Genomic DNA, 23,352 nt, shown 5'->3' with positions numbered 1-23,352 from the left:
GGCGGTTCCCGCACACCGCCGCGGCATTGTTCTTACTCTTTGTTGACATTTCCCTGCGAAGGTCGGCCCCAGCCGAGAACTGTAAATTAATACCCTAAAATTTCGGGTTCCGAGATGACCATGGCGGCGGCAATCGAAGGCCAGACGGCTGAGACGCGGGCGTGGCCGAACGCGATCCGCGTTGCCGGCGTCGACATCTTTCATGATCTCACCGCGGCCGAAGCGACCTGGCGCGGCTTCGAGACATCGCAGCACAGCTACACGCCCTATCAGCGGTTCGATTTCCTCGCCAGCTGGCAACGCCAGGTCGGCGAGCGCGAGGGCCTGCGGCCCTTCATCGTCGTCGCTCATGACAGCGAACGCCGGCCGCTGCTGCTGCTGCCGCTCGCAATCGAGTCCCGCCTCGGCGCGAACTGCGCGAGCTTCATGGGCGGCAAGCATACGACCTTCAACATGGCGCTGTGCGAGAAGGATTTCGCCGCCAACGCGACGGAAGCCGACATCGCGGCTCTGATCGGATCGATCGCCGAACGCTCCCGCGCCGATGCGCTCGTGCTCTGCCAGCAGCCGCTGCGCTGGCAGGACCTCCCGAATCCGCTGGCGCTGCTGCCGCGTCAGCCTTCGGTCAACGACTGCCCGGTGCTGGCGATCGAGCCCGGCGCGGCACCGGCGACGCTGGTCAGCAACTCGTTCCGCCGCCGCCTCAAGGGCAAGGAGCGCAAGCTGCAGGCGCTGCCCGGCTATCGCTATTATGTCGCGAGCGAGAGCGCCGATGTCTGCCGCCTGCTCGACTGGTTCTTCCGCGTCAAGCCGCAGCGCATGGCCGAGCAGAAGCTGCCGAACGTGTTCGCCGAGCCGGGCATCGAGCAGTTCATTCGTGCCGCCTGCCTCGCGCCGCGCGCCGACGGCAACGGCTATGCGATCGACATCCACGCGCTGGAGTGCGACGAGGAAGTGATCGCGATCTTCGCCGGCGTGTCCGACGGTCATCGCTTCTCGATGATGTTCAACACCTACACGATGTCGGCCAATTCCAAGTTCAGCCCCGGCCTGATCCTGATGCGCGATATCATCGATCGCCATGCCGGCCTGAACTACCGCGCTCTCGATCTCGGCATCGGCTCGGACGAGTACAAGCGGCTGTTCTGCAAGGACGATGAAGCCGTCGTCGACAGCTTCATTCCGCTCAGCTTGCGCGGCAAGCCGGCGGCCAGCGCGCTGTCGGCCATCAATCGCGCCAAGCGCGCCGTGAAGCAAAATCCGGCGCTGTTCGAGATTGCCCAGAACCTGCGCAGCATGTTCCGCTGAGTGTTCAGCTCGCCGCGTCGCCCTGCTCTGCACCGCCATTCGGTACGCCGAGCCGTTTCATCGCGTCGAACAAGAGTGTCGCGGCGGGTGACAGCGCGCGCTTGCGCAACTTGATCAGGCCGTAATTCTCCAACAACAGCCTGTCGCGCAGGCGCAGCACCTTGAACCGCTGCGGATCGACCAGATCGAACACCAGCATGGGGACCGGCACGATCGCGTCGATGCCCGCCGCAATTCCGACCGAGGCGAAAAACGACTCGGTGTTGATGACCCGGCGCGGCGGCGTCACGCCGCGGCTCATGAACAGCCTCTCGAGCGCCTGGCGCATGAAGGATTCGCGCGGCTGGCAGATCCATTGCTGGTCGGCCATGTCCTCCAGCTCGACCGTCTCGCGGCCGGCCAACGGATGCTCCGCGCGAACGAGCAGCACCGCCTCCTCCGCGCCGATCTCGTAATAGTCGAATTGCCGGGGGTCGATGCCGGCGGGAATCCTGGCGACGACGAAATCGAACTCGAGCGCCAGCAGTCGCGTGATCAATGGCGGGCTGGTGCTGACATCGAGCGAGATGTTCACCCGATGCAGCTTTTCGCCGAGATACTGGATGACGTCGACGACGAGGTCGATGCTCGGCTTGGCGACTGTTCCAACGGAGACGGTGCCGAGCTCACCGGACTTGTAACCCGCGAACTCGTCGGTGACCTGGTCGAGATCGGCCAGCACGCTCTTGCCGCCACGGATCAGGATCGACCCATAGGCCGTCGGTTCGACGCCGCGCGCCGTGCGCTCGAACAAGGGAACCCGCGCCAGCGCCTCGATTTCGGCAAGCATCTTCGATGCCGCTGATTGGGTGATGTTCAACCGCTCGGCGGCGAGCTGCAACTTGCGCTCATTGTCGAGAGCGACCAGCAGGCGCAGCTGGCGCAGTTTCAGATTACTGATCACGGCCCGCCACCATCCTGCCCGGAAAGAGCCTCTTCCGCTCCGGCTAAACCGGAACGGGGCTCCAGATTCTGCTTTGAGGCGTTTTCTTGACGCGAGCCGGCAGCCACTTCGCCGGAAAACGCTCCAGGGTTCCCGCGTTTATACCGCGGTGCATCATGACAGTTTCGCCGTGGCTCCATTCCCAAATGCCATTAGTCACGCGGCAGTCGATTACACAACAATGAAGAAGACTTGCAAGAGCAACGCGACGAACCGCTGCGGGTGCGCCAGGTGCCGCCCCGAACAGCGCAGTGATCGTCTGCCGAATCGAAAAACAGGAAGGGATGGGAACGATGAGCGACGATGTCGAGAAGCGCGCGATCGGAAAGATGATGCGGCGGCTGATTCCGTTCCTCATCCTGTGTTACTTCGTGGCCTATCTCGATCGCGTCAATGTCGGCTTCGCCAAGCTGCACATGAACGCGGCGCTCGGCCTCAGCGAGGCTGCCTACGGGCTCGGCGCCGGTCTGTTCTTCATCGGCTACTTCTTCTTCGAGGTGCCCTCCAACATCCTGCTGGAGCGGTTCGGTGCGCGGCGGTGGATCGCCCGCATCATGATCAGCTGGGGCATCGTCTCGGCCGCATTTGCCTTCATCCCGCAGATGTCCGCGGCGAGCGGCCTGTCGAGCGAATGGATCTTCTACTTCCTGCGCCTCCTGCTCGGCGCCTGCGAAGCCGGCTTCTTCCCCGGCATCATCTTCTATCTGACGCTCTGGTTCCCGTCGGTGTACCGCGCGCGCGTCATCAGCCTGTTCATGCTCGCGATCCCGATCTCGAGCATCATCGGGGCGCCGATCTCGGGATTGCTGCTCAACCTGTCGGGCGCCGGCCTGACCGGATGGCAGTGGCTGTTCGTTTGCGAGGCATTGCCGTCGGTCCTGGTCGGCTTCGCTGTCCTGACCTTCCTGCCGGACTTTCCGCGTCAGGCAAGCTGGCTGCAGCCCGACGAGGTCAAGTGGATCCAGACCACGCTTGAGCGCGAGCGGCAGCAAACCGAGGCCGTGGAGCATATTTCCGTTCTGCAGTCGCTCACCGACTCGCGGGTCCTTGCCTGCGCCTTCGTGTATTTCTGCCTCAACGCGGCAAGCTACGGCGTCGCATTCTTCCTGCCCACCATCATCAAGGCGTTTGGCGTCACCGACACCCAGACTGGCTTGATCGCGGCCCTGCCCTTCGTGTTCGGCGCGGTCGGCATGGTGCTGCTCGGCCGCCATTCCGACAAGACCGGCGAGCGGCGATACCATGTCGCCGGCGCGCTGACGCTCGCCGCCGTCGGTATCGGCCTTGCCGGGCTGGTATCGAATCCGGTGCTGATCGTCGCCCTGCTCTGCCTTGCGCAGATCGGCGTGTCGGCAGTGCCGCCGATGTTCTGGCCGATGCCGGCCGGCATCCTGACCGGCGCCTCGGCGGCGGCAGGCATTGCGGCGATCAACTCGCTCGGCAACCTGTCAGGCTTCGCCGGCCCATTCGCCGTCGGCTATCTGAAGGACCTGACGGGCAGCTTTACGGCAGGGCTGCTGCTGCTCGCCGTGATGGGACTGATCGGCGCGCTGGTCACGATCAGGCTGCGGATCGATCCGGTGCTCGAGCGAACCGCGCGCGAGCCGATGATGGCGCACTAAACGCGCCTGCGCGGAACGGCGCCTGTAATATCCGTCATTTGCCGGCGGCCGCCTTGCTTGCGGCCGCCTTGGCGATCTCACGGATACAGGCGATGAAGATCTCGGCGGTCGGGCCCAAGGTGCGGCCTTTCAACGTGACGATCGCGGCCGAGACGGCGGCCGCCCGCGGAAGCTGAACCGGAAGCACCTTCAGCCCGAGATCGCCGCCGGCAAACCGCGCGACCGAGCCCGGCAGCACCGTAATGAAGCGGCCGGTCGCGGCGAGCCGGCAGCACAAATGAAGCGACAGCGTCGTGATCGGCGCGCTTGGCATCTGCATTCCGAATTCACGAAACGTCTCCGCCACTGCGGCGCCCGGAAAGGTGTCCGGCGGAGGTAACACCCAGCGCTCGTGTGCGAGGTCGGCCAATTCGAGCCTGGATGCGCGCGCCCATTTGCTTCGCTTTCCTGCGACAACGACGCGCTGATCATCGAGCAAGGGCTCGACCGCCAGGTCTGTCTCGTCAAACGGTGTCGGCGTCCATCCCAGCAACAGATCGATGTTGCGCTCGCGCAGTTCGCGGTAGCGCAGATCGCTGAGAACGGTCTGCGCGACATTGATGCGGATGCCGGGATGCTGCCGCGTGAAGCGGTCGATCGCCACCGGGAGCAAGCCCGCTGCGATGCTCTCCGTGCTGCCGATGCGCAACTCTCCGATGCTCGGATCGGCCAGAAACTCGAGCTCCTGCAAGCCTTGGGTAAGCTCGTCGAAGATCGAGACCCCGCGTCGCACCAGAGCATGGCCATAGGCCGTCAGTTCGATGCCGGTACGGCAACGATCGAGCAGCCGACGGCCGAGCGCGTGCTCCATGTCGCTGACCGCCCGCGAAATCGCCGGCTGCGACACCGCGAGCTCCGCGGCAGCCTTCGCCATGCTGCCGCGCTGCGCGATGACGAGCAGGATGTGCAGGTCGCGCAGCTTGATCCGGCGTCGGGCACGCTCGATGTCCTGCATCAGCGATCCTTACCAAAACGGTTATGGAAGCCTCAGACACTAGCATTGGACGTTTATCCCCGCCTCACGCATCCTCCGCGTGCGATGACGCAGATCGTCGCGCCCCGGACGGCGCGACTCCATGACCTTGGAGGCATGCATGTTGACCCGTCGCGACGTCCTGACCGCGTCAGCGGCAGGTGCCGCGCTCGCCGCCGCGGGCCTGGTCCGGCCAGTCGGCGCGCAGCCCCGCCTGAAGACCGCCCATATCCTGACCGGCTACACGCCCGGATTGCCGGACGCCGTCGCAAGGCTCATCGCCGGGCAGATGCAGGATTATGCCGATTCCATCGTCGTTGAGACCCGGCCCGGCGCAAGCGGCCGGATTGCGATCGAGGCCGTCAAGAACGCCGAGGCCGATGGATCGGTCATGCTGCTCGCGCCGCTTGGATTCATCGCGCTGTTTCCGCACACCTACAAGTCGCTGACATACGCACCGCAGGACTTCACGCCGGTATCAACCGTCGGCTCATTCGCGACGCTGCTGGCGATCGGCCCGAAAGTCCCGAACGATGTCAGGAGCCTCGCCGACTTCGTCGCCTGGTGCCGCGCCAACCCGACACAGGCGACCTACGGCACGCCGGGCGTTGGCACCACGCTGCATTTCATCGGTGCGATGCTCGGCCGGACCGCGGGCTTCGACTATCTCCACGTGCCCTATCAAGGCAGAGGGGCGGTCCAGGATCTCCTGAAAAGCGAGATCGCGTCGGCGGTGATGCCGATCGACAGCCTGCTGGGCCAGGTCCAGTCCGGACAGCTTCGCGCTCTTGCGACGACCGGTCCCAGCCGTCTCAAATCTCTCCCCGATGTGCCGACGGTGGCGGAAGCCGGTTACCCCGCGCTTCAGGACGTGACCTGGTTCGGCATCTTCCTGCCGGCGAAGACGCCTCCCGCAATCGTCGCGCAACTCAACGGTGCGATCCAGGCGTCATTGCGCAGCGACGAGGTCAAGTCCGGCATGGCCAAACTGTCGGTCGACGTCGACGCAATCGCGATGAATGACTTTGCGCAACTGCTCGCCACCGAATCCGATCGCTGGAAAGGGATCGTGCGGGCGACAGGATTTACCCCGACGGGCTGACGGCGGCGCTCAGGCAGCCACCACCCGCGGGCTCCTCACAGCCGCTTCCGACGCCGCGCAGGGCTTGCTCAGCATCGTCACTTCGGCGAAGCCGACCGCCCTGAGTTGCTCGACCATCGAGTGGCGGGCATCCTGCGCCATGGCGGCGTCGGGCACGACGACCGCCTGCGCCTTCGCGGTCAGCAGTTCGGCCGGAAGGTCGACGGCCGAACCGGCGTCGAGCAGCACGTGGTCGTAGACCCTGAGCAGCGCGTCGATCGCAAGTGCGAGCCGCGGCGATTGCAGATGCGAGCGATCGAAGCCCGGACGCCCGGCGCTGACGATCTGAACACGCGACTGCCGATCCTTGGTGATGATCTGCGCGAAGGTCGCCTCGCCCTGCATCAGCTCGGCAAGGCCGGGCGCCGCCGGATCGACGGTCGCCGACGTCAGTACCGGCGAGGACGCGACGAGATCGACGACGACGACCTTGGCCTGGCGCGCCATCAGACGCGCCAGCGTCAGGGTGGTCAGCGTAACGCTATCAGCCGCGGCCGGGCCGAGCACGGTGACCTTGTGGGCGGCGGGACCGGCGGCGGCGAGGCGCTCGGCGAGCTCATCGATCTCGTCGGCGGTCTGGGCGGAATCAGGCTGCGGCGGAGATTCATAGGCAGCCGCAGGCTCCAGCGGCAGTTCGGGCTCCACCGCCGGCTTCGGCGCGACCGGCGATGCGAGCGCGGGTTCGGGCGACAGCGCGGGCTGGTCCACGGTTGCGGCATCCATGACCGGCTCGCGGCGCCTGATCACGGCAGCCGCCGGCGCGAAGGCGCGGCCAACCGCACCGGGCGCGGAGATGCGCAGCAGCTCGCCGGTAATGATGATGCCGGACGACAGCAGCAGCGTCGCCAACGTCGCGATCAGCACGATCGGCAGCTTCTTCGGATAGGCCGGCGTATTCGAAACCGAGGCGCGCGAGATGATGCGACCGTCGGTCGGCGCGGCCTCGATGTTCTCGCGCGCCGTCGCCTCGCGATACTTGGCGAGATAGGCCTCCAGCAGGTCGCGCTGCGCCTTGGCTTCACGCTCCAGCCCGCGCAGTTGCACGTCCTGGCTATTGCTAGACGACGCCTGCCTCTTCGACTGGTCCAGGCTCGCCTGCAACGCCATGACCCGGCCATCGGCGACGCGGGCGTCATTGTCCAGCGAGCGCGAAACCTTGCCGGCTTCCTCGCGCAATTGCCTGTCGAGATCGGCGATCTGCGCCTTCAATTCCTTGATGCGCGGATGGTTGTCGAGCAGCGTCGACGACTGCTCGGCAAGCTGCGCGCGCAGCGTGCCGCGCTGTTCGGCGAGCCGGCGGATCAGCTCGGAATTGAGGACCTCGGACGCCTCGATCGGCTTGCCGCCCTGAAGCATCTCCCGGATCAGCCGCGCCTTGGTCTCGGCATCCGCCTTCAGCGCGCGGGCATTGTTGAGCTGCGTGTTCAGCTCACCCATCTGCTGGTTCGACAGCGGGATGTTGTTGGTGCCGACGAACAGGCTCGACTTCGAGCGGAATTCCTCGACGCGCGAATCCGCCTCCGCGACCTTGGTGCGCAGCTTGTCGATCTCGCCAAGCAGCCATGTGCTGGCGGATTTGGCCTGGTCCTGTCGCGCGGCCTGCTGCAACACGAGATAACCGTCCGCGATCGAGTTGGCGACGCGCGCCGCAAGCTCGGGATCTTCCGACTGGAACTCGATCACCATGACGCGCGACTTGTCGACCGCAAAAGCCTGGAAGCGCTCGTAATAGGAATCAAGCACCCGCTCTTCCGGCGTCAGGCTGAACGGATCACGGCCGATGCCGAACAGCGCCAGCAGCGACTTCAACGGCGAAAAGCCCCGCAACACCGGATCGAACTCCGGACGCTCGGCCAGCTTGTTCTTCTTGATGATGTCGCGCGCGAGATCGCGCGACAGCAACAGCTGCACCTGACTCGTCACCGCCTCGGCGTCGAGCGAGGTGCGCTCCAGGTCGCGCTCGCCGTTCGGACGCAGGAAGGCGTTCTCGCGATTGTCGATCAGGATTCGCGCTTCCGACTTGTAGCGCGGCGTCACGACGTTGACCGCGGCAAGCGACAACGCGAACACCAGCACCGTCGGCACGATGATCCAGCCGCGCTTGCGCGCCAGCGCGCGGCCGAGCACGTGCAGGTCGAGATCGGCCGCCTCCGCCGGGCGCGCCGGCTTGTCGGGCGCAGGCTTGTCAGGAGCAGGCTTGGGCGCAGCCGGCTTCACGACAGCTTCGTCGGCGACGGGCGCAGACTTCGGCAACGCCCGTTGCACGACGGCCTTATCCTTGCCTCTACGCCAGAATGCAAAACGCATAACGAACCCCCGCGGACACCGCGACTCCATCTCAATGGGGCGATTACAGTCCATTAAGGTTGCCGCTGGGTTAATCGGTGGGGTTGACGGGCATGGCCGCCACCACCCGCCCCGTCATTCTTTGTTAACCATGGGTGCCGTTAATCGGAGCCGATATTGTCGCGGGATTCCTTGCATGCGCGATCTGCGCGCTCCCCTTATTTGTCTGGTCGCTGCGCTCGCGCTGTCGGGCTGCATGGGCCGAACGTCGCCGCTTGCCGGCGACCCCGGTCTCGAACCGATGGCGTATGCTGCGCCCGTGGCCTATGCCGATCCCGCACCGACGCGCGAGGGCTATAATCTCGGCCCCGGCGACAAGCTCCGCGTTGTGGTCTATGGCCAGGAAGGGCTGACCAACGCCTATGCGATCGACGCCGCGGGCGCGATCACCATGCCGCTGATCGGCTCGGTGCCGGCGCGCGGCCGGACGCCCGCCGGGCTTGCCGCCGAGATCACCGCGCGGCTGCGCAACGGCTTCATCCGCGAGCCGTCGGTCGCAGTCGAGATCGAGGCCTACCGGCCGTTCTTCATCCTCGGCGAAGTCCAGGCCCCCGGCCAATATCCCTATGTGCCCAAGATGACGGTCGAAAGCGCGATCGCGATCGCCGGCGGCTTCTCGCCGCGCGCCAGGCGCGACGAGGTTACCGTCACCCACACCAATGCATCCGGCGCCGGCCGCTTCGTCGCTCCCCTGGGCACGCCGATCGGCCCCGGCGACACCGTGTTCGTCGGCGAGCGCTGGTTCTGATCGATGGCGCAGGATCAAAATCAGCAACCGCCCCTCCGCATCCTGCACGTGGTGCGTGCCCCGGTCGGCGGCATCATTCGTCACATCCTCGACGTCGCCAACGGCCAGATCGAACGCGGCCATCATGTCGGCATCGTCGCCGACAGTTTGACCGGCGGCGCGCGGGCCGACGCGGCGCTTGCCGAGATCGAGCCGCGGCTCAAGCTCGGCGTCCACCGCGTGGCAATACGCCGCGAGCCGCGCTTCGCCGATTTCATGGTCTGGGCCCACATCGCCGGCCTGATCCGCAAGCTGAAACCCGATGTCGTCCACGGGCATGGCGCCAAGGCCGGCGCCTATGTCCGGCTGCGGCGGCGGTCGAGCAAGGTGATCCGGGTCTACACGCCGCATGGTGGCTCGCTGCACTACCCGCTCGACACCTGGAAGGGCCGCTTCTACAGCCAGCTCGAGCGCACCCTGATGAACAGCACCGACCTATTCCTGTTCGAGAGCGCGTTTGCCCGCGACACCTATCAGCGCACGGTCGGCAAGCCGGCAGGCCTCGTGCGCTGCGTGTTCAACGGCGTCACCGCGGAGGAATTCGAACCGGTCCCCGGCGCCGACGATGCCACCGACGTGGCCTATGTCGGCGAGTTCCGGCGCATCAAGGGCGCCGATCTCCTGATCGACGCGGTAGCGAAGCTGCGCGCCGAGGGCAAGCCGGTGACGTTGACGCTCGGCGGTGACGGCGAGGAATTCGAGCGCCTCAAGGAGCAGGTGACGCGGCTGTCGCTCGGTGAGGCAGTCCGCTTCATCGGTCACGTCAAGGCGCGCTACGGCTTCTCGAAGGGCAGCCTGCTCGTGGTGCCCTCGCGCGGCGATTCGATGCCCTATGTGGTGATCGAGGCGGGCGCGGCGGGCGTTCCGATGATCGCAGCCGATGTCGGCGGCATCCCGGAGATCTTCGATACCCACACCGACGCCCTGTTCGCGCCGAGCAATGCCGGAGCGATGGCCGACGCGATCAAGGCCGCGCTCGACGATCCCGCCGCGACCGCGGCGCGCGCCGAGAGACTGCGCGAGCGGATTTCGGAACATTTCTCGCAAAGCGCGATGGTCGAGGGGGTACTGGCCGGCTATCGCGACGCATTTGCCAAACGTTAACCACTTCTTGCACACGTAACCGTTTCTTCCGATTTGTCCCCTTAAGTCACGCCCGGGGGAATTTTCGTGCTGCGCGCGGATGCCCATCTGCATGCGCAGGAATGGACGTGGACTCGTGGAACCGTTTAACGCACGCTCGATGCTGGATGCCGCTGCGTCTGCGACGGCCGCTCAGCCGCAGATCGAACGGCGCCGGCGCCTCTCGCCGGCCGCGCTCGCCGTTACCAACCAGAAGGTTCGTGGCGCCTACTCGCCGGTTGTGATCGCCGGCGTGGTTCGCCTCGCCGACTTCGTGCTGCTCAGCCTGGTCGGCGTCGGGCTCTATCTCGCCTATGTCAGGCCGCTCGCCGGCGGCAGTATTCACTGGGGGTACATCGCATCGATCCTCGGCATGTCGGCTGCCGCCGTGGTCTGCTTCCAGGCCGCCGATATCTACCAGGTGCAGATCTTCCGCGGCCAGCTTCGCCAGATGACGCGCATGATCTCGTCGTGGGCCGTCGTGTTCCTGCTGTTCATCGGCATCTCCTTCCTGGTCAAGCTCGGCGGCGAGGTATCGCGGGTCTGGCTGTCGTCGTTCTTCTGCGTCGGCCTTGCGGTGCTGATCGCCGAACGGCTGCTGCTGCGATCGATGGTGCGCGCCTGGGCGCATGACGGCCGGCTCGACCGCCGCACCATCATCGTCGGAGCAGACCACAATGGCGAGCAGCTGATCGAGGCGCTGAACGCCGAGGATGATTCCGACATCCATCTGCTCGGCGTGTTCGACGACCGCAATGACGATCGCGCCACTAATACCTGCGCCGGCTCACCGAAACTCGGCAAGATTGATGACATCGTCGAATTCGCCCGCCGCACCCGCGTCGACCTCGTGCTGTTCGCGCTGCCGATCTCGGCGGAGACCCGCATCCTGGAAATGCTGAAGAAGCTCTGGGTGCTGCCGGTCGACATCCGCCTGTCGGCCCATACCAACAAGCTGCGCTTCCACCCCCGTTCCTATTCCTATATCGGCAAGGTGCCGACGCTCGATATGTTCGAGGCGCCGATCACCGACTGGGATCTGGTGCTGAAATGGCTGTTCGACCGCGTGGTCGGCGGTCTGGCCTTGCTTGCGGCGCTGCCAGTGTTGGGATTGGTGGCGCTCGCGGTGAAACTCGACAGCCCCGGCCCGGTGCTGTTCCGCCAGAAGCGCTTCGGCTTCAACAACGAGCGGATCGACGTCTACAAATTCCGCTCGCTCTACCACCACCAGGCCGACCCCACCGCTTCCAAGGTGGTGACCAAGAACGATCCACGCGTGACCCGCGTCGGCCGCTTCATCCGCAAGACCTCGCTCGACGAATTGCCGCAACTGTTCAACGTTGTGCTGAAGGGCAATCTCTCGCTGGTCGGCCCGCGCCCGCACGCCGTGCAGAGCAAGCTGGAGAACCGCCTGTTCGACGAGGCGGTCGACGGCTACTTCGCCCGCCACCGCGTCAAGCCCGGCATCACCGGCTGGGCGCAGATCAACGGCTGGCGCGGCGAGGTCGACACTGACGAGAAGATCCAGAAGCGCGTCGAATACGACCTCTATTACATCGAGAACTGGTCGGTGCTGTTCGACCTCTACATCCTGCTCAAGACCCCGTTCTCGCTGCTGACCAAAAGCGAGAACGCGTACTGAAGGTTGAGACTTACTGACGTCGTTGCGAGCGCAGCGAAGCAATCCATATCGCGGCTCGGGGATAGATGGATTGCTTCCTCGCTTCGCTCCTCGCAATGACGAAGCAATGTGTTGAGTGCTTGTACCAAGTTGCGTGAGTATCCGATGGCCTATGCGGCGACAGCCGGGACGTCCCATTCGCTGACATCAGCACCAACGGGCGTGCTGGCGCTGCAGCGGGCGCTGGTGTGGCTGGCCGGCGCGTCCGGCGCCATCGTGTTCATCGAGCCGAGCCCGTATGAGCTCGTCACGCTGACCGCCTGCGTGCTGTTCTTCGCCACCGGCCTGCGCATGCGGCTGGTGTTCATGCCGCTGCTGTTCACATTGATCGTGCTCAATGTCGGCTACAGCATCGGTGCGGTGCCGTTCCTCGACAAGCCGGAGGTGGTGAACTGGATCCTGACCTCCTGGTACATGGCCATCACCGTCATCTTCTTCGCGATGGTGATGTCGGAGGATACCGAAGCCCGCCTCGACATGCTGCGCCGCGGCCTGATCGTCGGCGCGATGATCGCTTCGCTCGCCGGCATCGCCGGCTACTTCCGTCTGGTGCCCGGCGGCTACGACCTGCTGACGCTGTATGACCGCGCCCGCGGAACCTTCAAGGACCCGAACGTGCTCGGCGCCTTCCTGATCCTGCCGGCGCTGTTCACACTGCAGAGCGTGGTCTCCGACCGCTTCGGCAAGGCGCTCCGCAACGCCATCGCCTTCGGCATCATCTCGCTCGCGATCCTGCTGTCGTTCTCGCGCGCCGCCTGGGGCGGCCTCGTGATCACCGCGGCCTTCATGCTGGCGCTGATGGTGTTCACCAGCCGCTCGCAGGCGCAGCGCTCGCGCATCATCGTGATGACCTTGATCGCCGCGATCCTGGCCGTGGCGCTGATCGCTGTGCTGCTCTCGATCGGCTCGGTCGCCGACATGTTCAAGCAGCGCGCGAGCTTCGACCAGAGCTATGACGAAGGCCGCTTCGGCCGGTTCGGCCGCCACATCCTCGGCGCCCAGATGGCGCTGGAGCTGCCGTTCGGCATCGGGCCGCTGCAATTCCACACCTACTTCCCCGAGGACACCCACAATTCCTATCTCAACGCCTTCATGTCGGGCGGCTGGATCTCGGGGATTTGCTATCCGGCGCTGGTGTTCGTCACCGCGATCATCGGCTTCCGCTACATCTACATGCGGGTGCCGTGGCAGCGCGGCTATCTCGCGGTCTTCTCGGCGTTCCTCGGCTTCGTCGGCGAGAGCTTCATCATCGATACCGACCACTGGCGGCACTTCTGGATGATGCTGGGCACGATGTGGGGCATGTATGCGGCAGCCGAGCACTACCGCGCGACGTCGGCACGGATCATCGACGAGTCTTCGGCGGCATCTTGAGGCTGGCGCGCTGCTCCGGCGGCATGTCGATCACCGCCTTCAATGCTCCGGTCGCTTCCAGCACGCCCTTGTAGCCGTCATTGGCGAAACGCAGCAGCAAGCGCAGCTCGTCGTCGGTGTAGCTACTCCACAGCTTGAGCATCGCCTCCTGCATCGGCACGTAGAACTTGCCGATCTCCGCCGCTTTTTCCTCCACCACCGAGATGAAGACCTTGCGGCGGTCGCTCTCGTCCCGCTCGCGGCGCACGTAACCCGCTTTCTCCAGACGATCGACCACGCCGGTGATCGCGCCGGTGGTCAGCCCGGTGACCTCGGCGAGACGCCCCGCGGTTACCCGCCCCTCCAGATGCAGGATGTCCATGCATTCCATGTCGGAATTGGAGATTCCGGCCATGTTTGCAACGGCTTGGCCGTACATCACGCCCTGCGCGGATGACCGGCGCATCGCCTCCTCGAGTTCCTGCATCAGCGTTTCGCGCGACGTCGTGCTTGACAAATCGGCTCCTATATCTTACTCGCCTAATATCTTATATACTAAGATAATTAGCAACTGACCTTTCCTATCCCACACGGATGCATGGAGCAAGGCATGACCTCACGTCCCCGTAAAGCTCTGATCATCGGCGCCGGCATCGCAGGTCCTGTCACTGCGATGTTCCTGACCCGCGCCGGCATCGAGACCGAGCTCTATGAAGCCTGGCCCTACTCCACCGGGGTCGGCGGCGGGCTTCAGATCGCGCCGAACGGCATGCATGTGCTGGCCGAGCTCGGCCTCGCCGACGAACTGATCCGAAACGGCTCGATCGCGGAGTCCTTCGACTTCTATTCGCAGGGCGGCAAGAAGCTCGGCTCGCTCAACCAGAACATGCAGCAGCGCTTCGGCCAGCCCGCGGTGAACATGTGCCGCGCGACGTTGAACGAGACGCTGATCGACAAGGCCTGGGCCTCCAACGTCTCGGTGTTCTTCGAGAAGAAACTTGTAAAGATCGAAGACCGCGGCGACCAGCCCGTGATCGCCTATTTCAACGACGGCACCACCGCCGAGGGCGATTTCGTGATCGGTGCCGACGGCGTGCACTCTGCGGTGCGGCGCCACGTGATCCCTGACGGCCCGACGCCGTTCGACACCGGGCTGATCGGCTTCGGCGGATTCGTGCCCCGCGCGGTGATCGAGAAGCTGCCGATCGGCCAGAGGGTGGCGACCACGTTCGGGCAGAGCGGCTTCTTCGGCTATGGGATGTGCAGCCCCGATCCGGACACGGGCGCGATGTGGTGGAGCACGCAGCCGTCGCACGGCATGACCGCGGCGGCCTACCGCCTGCGGAGCCAGGACGCGATCAGGCAGCATCTGCGCGATTTCCACGCCGGCTGGCACGCGCCGATCCCCGAGATCATCGAAGCCGCCCAGAATATCGTGGTCACCGACACGCTTGACGTCGCGACGCTGCCGACCTGGTCGCGCAAGCGCACGCTGTTGATCGGCGACGCCGCGCACGCCACCAGCCCGCATGCCGGCCAGGGCGCATCGCTGGCGCTGGAGGACGCGCTGCGGCTCGGCATCCTGATGCGCGGCGGCCAGGAGCTCGGCATGACGTTCCAGGCTTTCGAGCACGAGCGGCGCCCGCGCGCCGAGAAGATCGTGGCGATCGCCCGCCGCAACGGCAACAGCAAGCGTGAGTTCAGCCCGACCGGCGCCTGGCTCCGCGATCACATGCTGAAGCTGCTGCTGCCGGTGTCGTCCAAGGGCATGGACTTCATGTACGCGTATGATCCGCGGGCGGCGGCGTAGCGCCTCTCCCTCTCCCCGTCCTTCACGGGGTCGAGACGAGCGAAGCTCGCTCTTAGAGGGTTGGGGTGAGGGGCTCTTTCCACGAGCAATGCGATCGGACGGACCTGTACCCTCACCCGGATCGCATCTGACGAAGCGATCCGACCTCTCCCCGCAAGCGGGGCGAGGTAAGCGAAGCTACTTCTCGACCTCGAAGGTCAGCCCGGCGTGATCGACCAGGCGCCTGATGAGCTTGTGCTGCATCGCGGCTCCCGGCGTCCAGAAGCCGGCGGCGACGTCGGGTGTATCGCGCAGCAGGCAGATCGCGCATTCCGAGATCATCTTCGAGGTCGAGCCGTAGCCGGGATCGCGATCGCCCTTGATGCCGGCGCGGACCATGCGGCCGTCAGGCGCGACCGCGAGATAAAGCAGATCGTAGCGGCCGTTCTCGCGCTCCTCCTTTGACGGCCCCTCGCCCGGCTTCGGCGCGCTTGGGCCGGTCTTCTCGGAATTCAACGCCATCACCTTCTTGGCGTTGGCCTCGCCCTTCTCGCCCGGGCCGGTCAGGACCATCTCGTCGTAGACGAAGTCCTGTCCGTAGGGAAAGCCCATCAGCATGTTGGAGCGGTGCACGTTGCGCGTGTTGATCAGCGCCATCATGAACGGCGCGGTCCAGGAGTGCAAATCCTCCTCATAGGCCGGCTTGCTGCCGCGCGGCTGCTTCGGACCCTCGAAGCCCGGCGTCAGCGCGAACGGGTTGTTGAGGATCGCAACCAGGCTGAGGTCCTTGGCGACCGCATCGAAGGTCGCCTTGGCGCTCGCCGCGGTGCCGCCGGACAGCGTGCCGCGCATGTCGCGCACGCGGCCCTTGATGCGCGGCGCCGGCGCGCCGAACACGCGCCTCGCTTCCTCCTGCACGAAGAACGCGCCCAGTTCGAACGGCACCGAGTCGAAACCGCAGGAGAACACGATGCGCGCGCCGCTGGCCTTCGCGGCGGCTTCGTATTTGTCGATCATCTGCCGCATCCAGATCGGCTCGCCGCAGAGATCGAAATAGTCGGTGCCGCTTTCCACGCAGGCCGCGATCAGCTCGTTGCCATAGAGCTGATACGGTCCGACCGTCGAGATGACAGACCTGGTTTGCGCAAGCATCGCCTTCAGCGAGGCGGCATCGCCGGCATCGGCGACGATCAGCGGCGTGTCGGCGGGCGCGCCGATCGCGTCGCGAACCGAGGCGAGCTTGTCCTTGCTGCGCCCGGCCATCGCCCATTTCAGGCTGCCGACGCGATAATGCGCCGCGAGATATTCGGCGACGAGCTGGCCGGTGAAGCCGGTCGCACCATAGACGACGATGTCGAGTTTCGACGAGGACATGGATCAGGCTCCCTGCGCAGCGAATTGGGCGCCCTTTTGTCATCGCGGGCGCGGCGACGCAATCGGCTATTTCTTGTACGAGACGCCCATGCCGGCGCGCACGTCGGCCTGGATGCCGTAGGGCGCGATCGGGTAGCGCAAACCGTTCTTGGCGAGCTGCTTCATGCCGGCGATCGCCTTCACCAGATAGGCCGGCGGCAGTGCCATCAGCATCTCCTCGTCCGGCACGCCACCATAGCGGCGCTCGGCGAAGCACGGCAGCGACAGGCTCGGCTCGCCGGTCTTCAGCGCCCGCCCCCACGAATCCGCGCAGGCGGTCTCGCCGACCACGCCCCATTCGAACTTCTTGTAGCCGGTGTACTGCAGCCCGTTGATCAGGATGATCATCTGGCCCGGCGTCGCATAGACCAGGCAGATGTCGGGCGGGTTGAGCCGTCCGCTGGTCAGCGGGCTGACCGCCATCGCCTGGTACTGACCGTACGGCACCACGTCGAGCGCCTCCTGGCGCTTGCGCGCGTCTTCGGCAGTGCCGTGCCAGACGCCGACATAGTTCTCGCCGGCAAGCCATTTCTCATCCTGCGGCGCGAGCCCGATCACGGCGCGGCATTGCGCGCCGACCAGATCGTCGCCGGTGATGCCGACGGTCCAGCCGAGCCGCGAGGCCATGCTGACGATCTGGTCCGTGGTGTGGACCGCCGACGGACGGCGAATCTTCGGGATCGCCTCCATCTCCTCGGCGCGCGCGAACATCTTGATGCCGATCACCGTGGTCTTCAGCCGCAGCAGATTGTTCAGATCGGTGACGATTGCGCCGAGGTCGAACTGTTCCGGCGGTGTCTGCTGTTGCATGGCGTGAACTCCCGTGATCGGCGGCTTGGCGCCGCCTGTTGCGTCGATGTTAGGATTGGCCGTTGGAGGCGACAAGTGCCTACGCCTCAGCGCGCGGCCGGCCCCGGCAGCAAATCATCGGTTCGGCCGGCCAGGTGATAGGCCAGAAGCCCGATCCACTCGCGTGTGCCGAGATCGGTGCGCGACAGGCCCTCGATCGCAAGCGTCGCGAAGCTGAAGACATTGCCGACGCGCCAGTCGACCGGATAGGCCTCGACGTTGAATCCCGCCTTGCGGAACAGCCCGACCGAGCGCGGCATATGGTAGGCCGAGGTGACGAGCAGCCAGCGCTCGCCCGGCTTGGGATCGACCAGTGCCCTGGAGAACTCGGCGTTCTCCACCGTGTTGCGGGAGCGGCGCTCGATGATCAATCGCGACCTGGCAATGCCGAGCCCCTCGAACATCTCGGCGGCATAGTCGGCTTCGCGCGCATCGTTCGAGATCAGGTTCGCGCTGCCGCCGGTGAACACGAGGCGCGCATTCGGATATCTGCGCGCGAGCGTCGCCGCCGCGATGACGCGATCGGCCGCGCTGCGCACCACCGGCGTGCCATGCGCAACCGACAGATCGGCATCGATCGAGCCGCCGAGCACGATGATGCCGTCCGGCACGCCGCGCGAGGCGTCCCATGGCGGGAAGCGCTGCTCCAAAGTGGAGATCAGGACATTGCCGAGCGGCGAGAAGCCGCAGATCGCGAGCAGCAGCAGCGCGGCCACCATCAACCTGCGGCCGAGGCGCGCAAACCGCGTCAACAGCAGCACGGTGCCGATCACGCCGATACCGATCAGGAAGTTGATCGGCAACAGCATGATGCCGAGCGTCTTGGAGAGCACAAAAAACAAGAGAAGCCCCTGCGAAGTTCTGCTACAGCGTCATACGCTGCTGGGAAACTAATCAAAAGCCGTCACATGACCCATCATCATCTGAAGTCGAGCCCTGAAACCTGCCATTGGGGCTTCTTTGAAGCCAAGCTGAAACCGGTTCTGACCGTTGCGAGCGGCGACGAGATCACGATCGAGACCGTCAGCGGCGGCCCGGACGTGGTGCCCGACCGCGGCAAATTCTTCGTTCCGCCGGAGCTCGACGACATCCATGCGAAGTGCGAGCGGATGGTACCCGGACACATTCTGACCGGCCCGATCGCCGTTGCCGGCGCCGAACCTGGCGACGTGCTCGAGGTCGATATTCTCGACGTTCAGCTGCGACAGGACTGGGGTTACAATCTGATCAAGCCATTGTCCGGCACCCTGCCCGACGATTTCCACGAAACACGCGTCCTCAACATCCCGCTCGATCGCGGGCGCATGGTCGGCCGCATGCCCTGGGGGCTCGATCTGCCGCTCAAGCCGTTCTTCGGCGTGATGGGCGTGTCGCCGCCGCCGGCCTGGGGCCGGATCTCCTCGCTGATCCCGCGCGCGATGGGCGGCAATCTCGACAACAAGGAGCTCGGCGCCGGCGCCAAGCTCTATCTGCCGGTGTTCGTTCCGGGCGCGCTGTTCTCCTGCGGCGACGGCCATGGCGTGCAGGGCGACGGCGAGGTCTGCGTCACCGCGATCGAGACCGCGCTGACCGGCCGCTTCCGCCTCACATTGCGCAAGGATATCAAGCTCGCCTATCCGCGCGCAGAGACCGCGGATCATTACATGACCATGGCGATGGATCCCGATCTCGACCAGTGCGTGGTGCGGGCGCTGCGCGACATGATCGTGCTGCTCGGCGAGAAGCGCAATCTGTCGCGCGAGGATGCCTACACGCTGTGCAGTCTGGCGGCCGACCTGCGCGTGACGCAGACGGTCAACGGCTCCAAGGGCATCCACTGCATGATCGCCAAATCCGTGGTCCACGGCTGAGATCGTCATTCCGGGATGGTCCGAAGGACCAGACCCGGAATCTCGAGATTCCGGGTTTCGACGCTGCGCATCGCCCCGGGATGACTGAGTGCTATGGCCGCACTTGTGTTCCGCGAGCACGGCTCGATACAATCCCCGTCCCAACGAACAAGAATGGACGGGGACGGATATGCTGAAGGACAGGCTTTCGCCGGCCGACGAGGCTGCGCGCGACAGGGAGATGCAGGAGACGCTCGCCGCCTGCCCGCGCATCCTCGACCTCATTGCCCGCGGCCCGCAGGGCGCGCCGGACGCTGAAGCCGCGATCTATCTGCGCTCGCCGCTCGATCCCAATCCGGTCGTGATCTCGAACGATCACTTGATGGGCTGCATCAAGGCCGCTGAAACCTATTTCCGTAAGCACGGCATCGGCAAGGACGACGCGGTGGCTGTCCTGCTCCCGGCGTGCCCCGCGACCGTCGTCGCGATCTTCGGCGCAGCCGCCTGCGGCGTCGCCGAGCCGCTCAATTTGCTGTTCACGCGCGAAGCGATCGTCGCCCAGCTCAATGCGATCCACGCGAAGCTGTTGCTGGCGCCGCCGCCGGGCATGCCAGGCGGGCTCTATGAGAGGGTCGAGGGCCTGCAGCGCGAGGTGCCTTCCCTGAAGCACATTGTGATCGTGCCGCTCGACGGCAGCATCGCCTTCGACGGTGAGGTGCTGCGGCCTGATCCCGCCTGGCGCGACGACTACGGCAAGTCCAAGGACATGAGCGAGGCCGACCGCGTCGCCGTGATGCTCCCGACCGGCGGCACTACCGGCCATCCCAAGGTGGCGCGGCTCACCAACCGCGCGATGGTCGCCTCCACAGTATCCTCGCGGATGGCGCTCGATTTCCATCGCGGCGAGCGCGCGATGATCACGATGCCGCTGTTCCATGTCGGCGGCCTTTTCTGCACCACGGCCAATTCCCTGGCGGCCGGCACGACGATGGTCATCCCCGGTCCCGCCGGCGCGCGCGATCCGGCGCTGGTCCGGCACTTCTGGCAGATCATCGAGCAGTACCGCATCAACATCGCCGGCAACGTGCCGACGATACTTGGCGCCCTCGCCGATATCCCGGTCGCGGACAGCGACATCTCGACCCTGCGCGTCACCGCCACCGGCGCCTCGATCTGCCCGCCGGAGATCGAGCGCCGTTATCTTGCGACCTGGGGCGGCCCCTGCATCCAGCAGCTCTACGGCATGACCGAGCTCGCCGGCGCCATCACTCACGATGTGCACGGTGTGAAGCCGCGCGCCGAGAGCGTCGGCACCCGCAATCCGCTGGTCGAACTCGCGATCCTCGACGGCGGCAAGCTCCACACGGGACCGTGGCCTTCGCCGGTCGGCGAACTGCTGACCAGGGGCCCGCAGGTGTTCGCCGGCTATGTCGACAAGAAGCAGACCGAGGAGGCGTTCCGCGACGGCTGGCTGCGCACCGGCGACATCTGCCGGATCGATGCTGACGGCTTCGTCTACATCATGGGCCGCGCCAAGGATGTCATCATCCGCGGCGGCCACAACATCGATCCGCGCGCGATCGAGGACGCCGCGCTGGCGTTTCCGGGCGTGGCGCTTGCCGCGGCCGTCGGACGTCCCGACACCTACGCCGGCGAAGTGCCGATGCTGTTCGTCTCGGCGCAGCCCGGCACCCATATCGATCCGAACGCGCTCGCCGCCTTCGTGCAGGACAACATCCTAGAGCCGCCGGCGCGCCCGCGCGTGGTGTCGGTGATTCCGGAGATGCCGGTGACTCCGGTCGGCAAGATCTTCAAGCCGAAGCTGCGCGAGATCGCCGCCGGCGAGGCGGCGCGCGAGTTGCTGGCGCTGGAAGGATTGTCCGGCGAGGTCACTGTCGACGCGATCACCGACCCGTCGCGCGGACTGTACCTGAGCGTGAGCGCGCCTCCGGAAAAGGCCGAGAAGGCTGAGCGGCTTCTCAAGAAGTTCCCGGTCAAGGTCGAGTTACGGCCCTAACACCTTCATCTATCTCAATAATTCGATGACACCCGCGCGCTGGAACTCGCTTCCAGCGCGCTTGGGCGCGGCTGGCTGTTTCTTGCCGCCCACGGCTTGACGAACCGCCTCATTCCTAAATAGACTCTAAATAGATACTTTTCAGTACAGGCGTTCGGGGTTAAGCGTTTCACCATGGCTACGGAAAAGGCCGAAACCGACCGCGTCCCGGTCACGCTGGCGCTCTCGACCATCGGATACCTCGAGAAGCTGGTGAGACAGGGCACCCACGGCACGAGCGTCCCGGGCGTCGCACGGACATTGATCGAGGAAGGCATTCGGCTCGCCATCAAGGACGGGTTGCTTGCAATCCGCGACAACGGCCGCACGCCCTGAGAGCATGATCCGGAAAAGTGGAAACCGGTTTTCCGAAAAGATCATGCTCAAGAACTAAGGGCGCGTGTGCCGGCGCGGCGGTTCAACACAGAACGTGGAACCGTCAGATGATTGCCATCCAAGAGACCTGGACGCCGGAGCGCGTCGACCAACTCAAGATCTACTTTGAAGCCGGCCTCTCCTGCCGCGACATCGCCGTCAATATCGGCGTCAGCCGCAATGCGGTGATCGGCAAGCTGTCGCGGCTGAACCTCACACGCACGACGCCGGACGAACGTCGGGCGCGGCGCAAGAAATCCGCCGCCCACGCCGCGCAACGGGCGACTGCCAAGCAGCAGCTCCGGTTGCTCCAGGCGGTCTACGAGCAGGAGCCCGACGACGCCCCGATCGTCAGCGCCAACAGCTGCTCGCTGTTCGAGCTGAGCGAGCAGCGCTGCCGCTGGCCGATCAGCACCCCGGGCGCCGATGATTTCTGCTTCTGCGGCAACACACCGCTCGGCGGCATGCCCTATTGCTCAGGGCATTACCGCCTCGCCTATCAAGCGGGATCGCGCCAACGCGCGATGCGCGGATAGCGCTTGAGTGAAGCCGTCCCCACGCGATGCGGGACGGCCGTTCAGCCGACCTTCCACCCGGTTGCTGCCACGAGGTCCTGATAAAACTCCGGCGTGTAGGCCTGTTCCGGCGTCTTGCGCACGCGCTCGTCGAGCAGATGCGCATCGTCGCCGACCAGGATGCGCCAGCGTTCGGCTTTCACACCGTCGAGGATGATCTTGGCGGCGGCCGCGGCCGAAGTCGGTGCCTCGTCGTGGAAGATGCGGGCACGATCGAGCGCGAGCTGCTGGATGTCGACGTCCGACATCTTGGCGACGTCGATCCCCTGCCCCTGCAGACGCTGACGGGCCTGCTTGAGCTCGTCGGCGTTGAGCTGGTCGGAGCCGTTCTGGACCTTGCGCGAGTTCGACACGATCGAGGTGCCGATGTGACCGGGCATCACGACCGAGCACTTCACATGCGGCGCGTTGAGCCGGAGATCGTTGATCATCGCCTCGGTGAATCCCTTCACGGCAAATTTCGCCGCGCTGTAGGCGGTGTGCGACACGCCCATGCCGACCGAGGCCCAGAAGCCGTTGACGCTCGAGGTGTTGACGATGTGCGCCTCGTCGGCCTTCACCAACAGCGGCAGGAAGGTGCGGACGCCGAGATAGACGCCGCCCCAGCAGATGTTGAAGGTGCGCTCCCACTGCTCGCGCGTGTTGGAGAACAGGCTGCCGCCGCCACCGATGCCGGCGTTGTTGAACAGCAGGTGGATCTTGTCGGTCGCCTGCTGCTCGATCAGCTCATCGCGGAAGCGTTTGTAGTGATCCTCGATCGAGATGTCGGCAATGTGGGTCGTGATGCGCAGGCCCTGCGGCAGCTTCTCGACCTCGCAGAGCCGCTTGGTCTCGGCCATCGCCTCGGCCGAGACGTCGCACATCGCGACATTGCAGCCCTCGGCAACGAGCTGCCGTGCCAGCTCGCGCCCCATGCCCGTGCCGCCACCGGTGATGACGGCAATCTTTCCGGCGAAATCCTTCATGTGAGATCCGTTCCTTCCCTTATTTTTCTTGCCCTGTTCTTCTTTGTTTCGGCCGGAGCGCGGATCGCAGCCCCAACCGCTTGGCTGCGGCACCTTACATCACCGAATTGTCGCCCAGCAACGGCGCCGCCTCACGCGCAAGTGACC

The 23,352-nt window shown here is 65.4% G+C and carries 20 protein-coding genes; 12 read left to right on the top strand and 8 right to left on the bottom strand.

Features of this window, described 5'->3' with window-relative positions:
- Positions 1-114 precede the first annotated feature (114 nt).
- Positions 115-1,308, top strand: coding sequence for a GNAT family N-acetyltransferase (locus ACVIYL_RS30790; protein WP_253608424.1), 1,194 nt, complete (start codon positions 115-117; stop codon positions 1,306-1,308).
- A 4-nt stretch (positions 1,309-1,312) separates the two neighbouring features.
- Here ACVIYL_RS30790 and ACVIYL_RS30785 read toward each other — a convergent pair whose 3' ends face one another.
- Positions 1,313-2,251, bottom strand: coding sequence for a LysR family transcriptional regulator (locus tag ACVIYL_RS30785; RefSeq protein ID WP_253608423.1), 939 nt, complete (start codon positions 2,249-2,251; stop codon positions 1,313-1,315).
- A gap of 323 nt (positions 2,252-2,574) precedes the next feature.
- On the opposite strand from ACVIYL_RS30785, the gene ACVIYL_RS30780 reads away from it, so the two are divergent.
- Positions 2,575-3,912: an MFS transporter gene (locus ACVIYL_RS30780; protein WP_016844958.1), complete on the top strand. Its 1,338-nt coding sequence runs from the start codon at positions 2,575-2,577 to the stop codon at positions 3,910-3,912.
- A gap of 34 nt (positions 3,913-3,946) precedes the next feature.
- On the opposite strand, the gene ACVIYL_RS30775 is transcribed toward ACVIYL_RS30780, so the two are convergent.
- Positions 3,947-4,906 carry a LysR family transcriptional regulator gene (locus ACVIYL_RS30775; RefSeq protein WP_253608422.1) on the bottom strand — a complete coding sequence of 320 codons (960 nt, stop codon included), beginning with the start codon at positions 4,904-4,906 and terminating at the stop codon, positions 3,947-3,949.
- A gap of 139 nt (positions 4,907-5,045) precedes the next feature.
- Between ACVIYL_RS30775 and ACVIYL_RS30770 the strand changes: the two genes are divergently transcribed.
- On the top strand, positions 5,046-6,026 hold the full coding sequence (locus ACVIYL_RS30770) for a Bug family tripartite tricarboxylate transporter substrate binding protein (RefSeq protein ID WP_253608421.1): 981 nt from the start codon (positions 5,046-5,048) through the stop codon (positions 6,024-6,026).
- A gap of 9 nt (positions 6,027-6,035) precedes the next feature.
- Here ACVIYL_RS30770 and ACVIYL_RS30765 read toward each other — a convergent pair whose 3' ends face one another.
- On the bottom strand, positions 6,036-8,372 hold the full coding sequence (locus ACVIYL_RS30765) for a GumC family protein (protein WP_253608420.1): 2,337 nt from the start codon (positions 8,370-8,372) through the stop codon (positions 6,036-6,038).
- 175 nt (positions 8,373-8,547) lie between these two features.
- Between ACVIYL_RS30765 and ACVIYL_RS30760 the strand changes: the two genes are divergently transcribed.
- From ACVIYL_RS30760 to ACVIYL_RS30745, 4 genes are all read left to right on the top strand, one after another.
- The gene (locus tag ACVIYL_RS30760; RefSeq protein ID WP_253608419.1) at positions 8,548-9,159 is read left to right on the top strand and encodes a polysaccharide biosynthesis/export family protein; all 612 of its coding nucleotides are present in this window, start codon (positions 8,548-8,550) and stop codon (positions 9,157-9,159) included.
- Between the two features lie 3 nt (positions 9,160-9,162).
- On the top strand, positions 9,163-10,302 hold the full coding sequence (locus ACVIYL_RS30755) for a glycosyltransferase family 4 protein (RefSeq protein WP_168855926.1): 1,140 nt from the start codon (positions 9,163-9,165) through the stop codon (positions 10,300-10,302).
- A gap of 115 nt (positions 10,303-10,417) precedes the next feature.
- Positions 10,418-11,962, top strand: coding sequence for an undecaprenyl-phosphate glucose phosphotransferase (locus tag ACVIYL_RS30750; RefSeq protein WP_092077940.1), 1,545 nt, complete (start codon positions 10,418-10,420; stop codon positions 11,960-11,962).
- A 144-nt stretch (positions 11,963-12,106) separates the two neighbouring features.
- Positions 12,107-13,375: an O-antigen ligase family protein gene (locus ACVIYL_RS30745; protein WP_253608418.1), complete on the top strand. Its 1,269-nt coding sequence runs from the start codon at positions 12,107-12,109 to the stop codon at positions 13,373-13,375.
- Here the strand turns inward: ACVIYL_RS30745 and ACVIYL_RS30740 are convergent.
- Positions 13,347-13,841: a MarR family transcriptional regulator gene (locus ACVIYL_RS30740; protein WP_141341084.1), complete on the bottom strand. Its 495-nt coding sequence runs from the start codon at positions 13,839-13,841 to the stop codon at positions 13,347-13,349. The genes ACVIYL_RS30745 and ACVIYL_RS30740 overlap by 29 nt on opposite strands.
- A gap of 123 nt (positions 13,842-13,964) precedes the next feature.
- Here ACVIYL_RS30740 and ACVIYL_RS30735 point away from each other — a divergent pair, with 123 nt between their 5' ends.
- Positions 13,965-15,164 carry an FAD-dependent oxidoreductase gene (locus ACVIYL_RS30735; protein ID WP_253608417.1) on the top strand — a complete coding sequence of 400 codons (1,200 nt, stop codon included), beginning with the start codon at positions 13,965-13,967 and terminating at the stop codon, positions 15,162-15,164.
- 177 nt (positions 15,165-15,341) lie between these two features.
- On the opposite strand, the gene ACVIYL_RS30730 is transcribed toward ACVIYL_RS30735, so the two are convergent.
- From ACVIYL_RS30730 to ACVIYL_RS30720, 3 genes are all read right to left on the bottom strand, one after another.
- The gene (locus ACVIYL_RS30730; RefSeq protein ID WP_253608416.1) at positions 15,342-16,517 is read right to left on the bottom strand and encodes a saccharopine dehydrogenase family protein; all 1,176 of its coding nucleotides are present in this window, start codon (positions 16,515-16,517) and stop codon (positions 15,342-15,344) included.
- Positions 16,518-16,583: 66 nt separating this feature from the next.
- The gene (locus ACVIYL_RS30725) at positions 16,584-17,366 is read right to left on the bottom strand and encodes a DUF169 domain-containing protein (protein WP_092077950.1); all 783 of its coding nucleotides are present in this window, start codon (positions 17,364-17,366) and stop codon (positions 16,584-16,586) included.
- Positions 17,367-17,452: 86 nt separating this feature from the next.
- On the bottom strand, positions 17,453-18,247 hold the full coding sequence (locus ACVIYL_RS30720; protein ID WP_253608415.1) for a YdcF family protein: 795 nt from the start codon (positions 18,245-18,247) through the stop codon (positions 17,453-17,455).
- Positions 18,248-18,313: 66 nt separating this feature from the next.
- On the opposite strand from ACVIYL_RS30720, the gene ACVIYL_RS30715 reads away from it, so the two are divergent.
- The 4 genes from ACVIYL_RS30715 to ACVIYL_RS30700 all read left to right on the top strand — a co-directional run bounded on the left by ACVIYL_RS30715 (position 18,314) and on the right by ACVIYL_RS30700 (position 22,201).
- Positions 18,314-19,255 (top strand): acetamidase/formamidase family protein, encoded by a 942-nt coding sequence (locus ACVIYL_RS30715; protein ID WP_028340203.1) that lies wholly within the window; start codon positions 18,314-18,316, stop codon positions 19,253-19,255.
- Positions 19,256-19,424: 169 nt separating this feature from the next.
- Complete coding sequence (locus ACVIYL_RS30710; RefSeq protein WP_253608414.1) at positions 19,425-21,251, top strand: AMP-binding protein; 1,827 nt, start codon at positions 19,425-19,427, stop codon at positions 21,249-21,251.
- A gap of 174 nt (positions 21,252-21,425) precedes the next feature.
- Positions 21,426-21,626, top strand: a complete 201-nt coding sequence (locus tag ACVIYL_RS30705; protein WP_016844973.1) for a hypothetical protein — start codon at positions 21,426-21,428, stop codon at positions 21,624-21,626.
- A gap of 107 nt (positions 21,627-21,733) precedes the next feature.
- Positions 21,734-22,201: a GcrA family cell cycle regulator gene (locus ACVIYL_RS30700; protein WP_076825272.1), complete on the top strand. Its 468-nt coding sequence runs from the start codon at positions 21,734-21,736 to the stop codon at positions 22,199-22,201.
- 41 nt (positions 22,202-22,242) lie between these two features.
- Here the strand turns inward: ACVIYL_RS30700 and ACVIYL_RS30695 are convergent, their stop codons facing one another.
- Positions 22,243-23,205: an SDR family oxidoreductase gene (locus ACVIYL_RS30695; protein ID WP_253608413.1), complete on the bottom strand. Its 963-nt coding sequence runs from the start codon at positions 23,203-23,205 to the stop codon at positions 22,243-22,245.
- Positions 23,206-23,352: the final 147 nt, after the last annotated feature.

It is taken from the genome of Bradyrhizobium sp. USDA 3315 (assembly GCF_054056795.1).
Note: the sequence above shows the minus strand (reverse complement) of the source record. Positions and strands in the feature narration are given on the sequence as shown.

Excerpts from the sequence above, each read along its gene's own strand:
- ACVIYL_RS30790 (WP_253608424.1), top strand. The coding sequence starts at position 115 with ATGACCATGGCGGCGGCAATCGAAGGCCAGACGGCTGAGACGCGGGCG.
- ACVIYL_RS30780 (WP_016844958.1), top strand. The coding sequence starts at position 2,575 with ATGGGAACGATGAGCGACGATGTCGAGAAGCGCGCGATCGGAAAGATG.
- ACVIYL_RS30775 (WP_253608422.1), bottom strand. The coding sequence starts at position 4,906 with ATGCAGGACATCGAGCGTGCCCGACGCCGGATCAAGCTGCGCGACCTG.
- ACVIYL_RS30770 (WP_253608421.1), top strand. The coding sequence starts at position 5,046 with ATGTTGACCCGTCGCGACGTCCTGACCGCGTCAGCGGCAGGTGCCGCG.
- ACVIYL_RS30765 (WP_253608420.1), bottom strand. The coding sequence starts at position 8,372 with ATGCGTTTTGCATTCTGGCGTAGAGGCAAGGATAAGGCCGTCGTGCAA.
- ACVIYL_RS30760 (WP_253608419.1), top strand. The coding sequence starts at position 8,548 with ATGCGCGATCTGCGCGCTCCCCTTATTTGTCTGGTCGCTGCGCTCGCG.
- ACVIYL_RS30755 (WP_168855926.1), top strand. The coding sequence starts at position 9,163 with ATGGCGCAGGATCAAAATCAGCAACCGCCCCTCCGCATCCTGCACGTG.
- ACVIYL_RS30745 (WP_253608418.1), top strand. The coding sequence starts at position 12,107 with ATGGCCTATGCGGCGACAGCCGGGACGTCCCATTCGCTGACATCAGCA.
- ACVIYL_RS30740 (WP_141341084.1), bottom strand. The coding sequence starts at position 13,841 with ATGCAGGAACTCGAGGAGGCGATGCGCCGGTCATCCGCGCAGGGCGTG.
- ACVIYL_RS30735 (WP_253608417.1), top strand. The coding sequence starts at position 13,965 with ATGACCTCACGTCCCCGTAAAGCTCTGATCATCGGCGCCGGCATCGCA.
- ACVIYL_RS30730 (WP_253608416.1), bottom strand. The coding sequence starts at position 16,517 with ATGTCCTCGTCGAAACTCGACATCGTCGTCTATGGTGCGACCGGCTTC.
- ACVIYL_RS30725 (WP_092077950.1), bottom strand. The coding sequence starts at position 17,366 with ATGCAACAGCAGACACCGCCGGAACAGTTCGACCTCGGCGCAATCGTC.
- ACVIYL_RS30715 (WP_028340203.1), top strand. The coding sequence starts at position 18,314 with ATGACCCATCATCATCTGAAGTCGAGCCCTGAAACCTGCCATTGGGGC.
- ACVIYL_RS30710 (WP_253608414.1), top strand. The coding sequence starts at position 19,425 with ATGCTGAAGGACAGGCTTTCGCCGGCCGACGAGGCTGCGCGCGACAGG.
- ACVIYL_RS30705 (WP_016844973.1), top strand. The coding sequence starts at position 21,426 with ATGGCTACGGAAAAGGCCGAAACCGACCGCGTCCCGGTCACGCTGGCG.
- ACVIYL_RS30700 (WP_076825272.1), top strand. The coding sequence starts at position 21,734 with ATGATTGCCATCCAAGAGACCTGGACGCCGGAGCGCGTCGACCAACTC.
- ACVIYL_RS30695 (WP_253608413.1), bottom strand. The coding sequence starts at position 23,205 with ATGAAGGATTTCGCCGGAAAGATTGCCGTCATCACCGGTGGCGGCACG.